The following is a 2,501-nucleotide window of genomic DNA, read 5'->3' on the forward strand; positions in this document are numbered from 1 at the left end:
GTAAGCGGCGGCTGGCTCCCACCTTCCCCCGGTTCCTCGGACCTGAGATTTCGCGCCTTACGGAGATGGGTGCGGGAGTTTCGCGATGGCGACTACGATGGAGTTTCTCAGGGATTACGGGGTGGAGATCCGGCCCAATGGGCAGAAGCGGTGGCCTGACGAGGTCAAGGCGCAGATTGTTGCCGAGACCCTGAAGCCCGGGGTTACGGTGAACGCGGTTGCGGCGCGCTATGGGCTTCGGGCGAACCATCTGTCGGAATGGCGCGGCCGGGCGCGGGATGGTAGGTTGGTGTTGCCCGCGGTGGAGGAAGACGCTTTTTGCTTTGCACCGCTGATGCTTTCGGAGGCGGAGCGTGGGGCGGCGGATCCGGCGGGCAGCTCGGCTGTCGTGACCTCTGCGCCCGCTGTCCGTATCGAGATCGTGGCGGGGACGGTCACGATCCGGTTGGACAGTGCCACGTCGGCCGCGCGGATTGCCGAGATCGTGCAGGCGATCGGATCGCGGCCATGATGTTTCCTTCCAATCGGGTGCGGGTTCTGGTCTCGACGCAACCCATCGACTTCCGGAAGGGCCATGACGGACTGGCGGCTCTGGTGTCGTCGGTTCTGCGCAAGGATCCCTTCACCGGCACGGTCTTCGTGTTCCGGTCGCGCCGGGCGGATCGGCTGAAGCTGCTCTACTGGGATGGCACCGGGCTGGTGATGGCTTACAAGCGGCTCGAGACCGCAACCTTCACTTGGCCCGCCATCAAGGACGGGGTGATGGCACTGAACCATGCGCAGTTCGAAGCGCTTTTTTCCGGTCTGGACTGGCGCAAGGTCAAGGCGCTGGAGGGCCGCCCGCCGACTGCGGCGGAGTGAATCAACCGCTTGGTTTTGCATGTTTTTATGGGGGTTTTGTGGTAGCTTTGCCCTATGCAGATACCCCCCGCCCTTGATCTTTCCGCCATCCCCGCCGCACAACGTGCAGCGGTCTTGGCGTTGATGGATGAGGTTGCCGCGCTCAAGGATATCACCAAGCGCCAAGAGCATCTGATTGCCGAACTGAACCACGCCCTGCATGGCAAGCGCTCGGAAAAGCTGTCCGAAGATGAGAGGCAACTGGCGTTTGAGGACCTGTCCATCGCCTTGGCCGAGGTCGAGGCGGAGAAAGAGACGCGCGCCGCCAAGACGGGCAACGAGGCGGCCAAGCCCGCACCAAAGCGCACCATCGGCAATCTGCCTGCCGCGCTGCCGCGTATCGAAGAGGTCATCGAACCCGACAGCCTGATCTGCCCCTGCGGCTGCGGGGTCATGCACAAGATCGGCGAGGACCGCTCGGAACGGCTGGACATCGTGCCGGCGCAGTTGCGCGTCATCGTCACCGTTCGCCCGAAATATGCCTGCCGGACCTGCACCGATGGGGTGCGCCAGGCGCCGGCACCGGGCCATCTGATCACGGCGGGCCTGCCGACCGAGGCGACCCTCGCCCATGTGCTGGTCAGCAAGTATGCGGACCATCTTCCCTTGTATCGCCAGAGCCAGATCTTGGCGCGGGCAGGCCTTGATCTGCACCGCGCGGTTCTGGCCGATTGGGTCGGCAAGGCCGCGTTCCACCTCAAGCCGGTGGTGGACCGGCTGGCTGAACATCTGAAACGGTCAAGCAAGCTGTTCATGGATGAAACCACCGCCCCGGTGCTGGACCCGGGGCGCGGGGCGACAAAAACCGGGTATCTCTGGGCGCTCGCCCGGGATGATCGGCCGTGGGGCGGCGAGGATCCGCCCGGCGTGGTCTATTTCTACGCCCCCGGCCGCGCGGGCGAGAATGCCGAAGCGTTCCTCACCGGCTTCGATGGCATCCTGCAAATCGACGGCTATCCGGGCTACAATCGTCTGACCAAACCGTCGCGCAAGGGCGGAAAACCCGTTCGGGTGGCCCATTGCTGGGCGCATGCCCGGCGCAAACTCAAGGAGGTCTTCGACCGCGACGGCTCCGAAATCGCCGCCGAAGGTCTTCGTCGCATCGCCGAATTCTATGCCATTGAAGCCGAAATCCGCACCACTTCACCAGGACAGCGTCTCTCGGCCCGTCAGGCCCGCACGGCTCCGCTGCTGGCAGCCTTCGGCGATTGGCTGCAGGCAGAGCGTCGCAAGATCTCCGCAAAATCCCGCCTGGGCGAAAAGCTCGCCTACATCCACAATCACTGGGACGGGCTGCAAACATTCCTGACCGATGGCCGCGTCGAGATCGATAGCAACAGGGTCGAAAACCTCGTCCGACCGATCACCCTCAATCGCAAGAATGCACTCTTCGCAGGCCACGACGAAGGCGGTGTCGCATGGGGCCGCATCGCCTCGCTGATCGAGACCTGCAAGATCAACGGCATCGAACCCTTTGCTTACCTCAAGGCAACCCTTGCCGCGATCGCAAACGGTCACCGCCAAAGCCGCATCGACGACCTGCTCCCGTGGAACTTCAAGCCGTCAAGCTGAAAACCTCGTGGGAGCCAGCTAACGCTTAC

The 2,501-nt window shown here is 63.7% G+C and carries 3 protein-coding genes; all 3 read left to right on the forward strand.

What is annotated here, in order from left to right; translation table 11 throughout:
• Positions 1-85: 85 nt before the first annotated feature.
• The 3 genes from tnpA (at position 86) to tnpC (ending at position 2,472) form a co-directional block, all read left to right on the forward strand.
• On the forward strand, positions 86-511 hold the full coding sequence (gene tnpA, locus BW970_RS20145) for an IS66-like element accessory protein TnpA (RefSeq protein WP_076534740.1): 426 nt from the start codon (positions 86-88) through the stop codon (positions 509-511).
• The gene (tnpB, locus tag BW970_RS20150) at positions 508-861 is read left to right on the forward strand and encodes an IS66 family insertion sequence element accessory protein TnpB (RefSeq protein WP_076534742.1); all 354 of its coding nucleotides are present in this window, start codon (positions 508-510) and stop codon (positions 859-861) included. The genes tnpA and tnpB overlap by 4 nt, the downstream gene beginning before the upstream one ends.
• Before the next feature lie 123 nt (positions 862-984).
• On the forward strand, positions 985-2,472 hold the full coding sequence (gene tnpC / locus BW970_RS20155; RefSeq protein ID WP_407645270.1) for an IS66 family transposase: 1,488 nt from the start codon (positions 985-987) through the stop codon (positions 2,470-2,472).
• Positions 2,473-2,501: the final 29 nt, after the last annotated feature.

Origin of the sequence: Gemmobacter megaterium (assembly GCF_900156815.1) — a bacterium.
GTDB classification, from domain to species: Bacteria; Pseudomonadota; Alphaproteobacteria; order Rhodobacterales; family Rhodobacteraceae; genus Wagnerdoeblera; species Wagnerdoeblera megaterium.

Coding starts and splice junctions, on each gene's coding strand:
- tnpA (WP_076534740.1), top strand. CDS start 86: ATGGCGACTACGATGGAGTTTCTCAGGGATTACGGGGTGGAGATCCGG.
- tnpB (WP_076534742.1), top strand. CDS start 508: ATGATGTTTCCTTCCAATCGGGTGCGGGTTCTGGTCTCGACGCAACCC.
- tnpC (WP_407645270.1), top strand. CDS start 985: ATGGATGAGGTTGCCGCGCTCAAGGATATCACCAAGCGCCAAGAGCAT.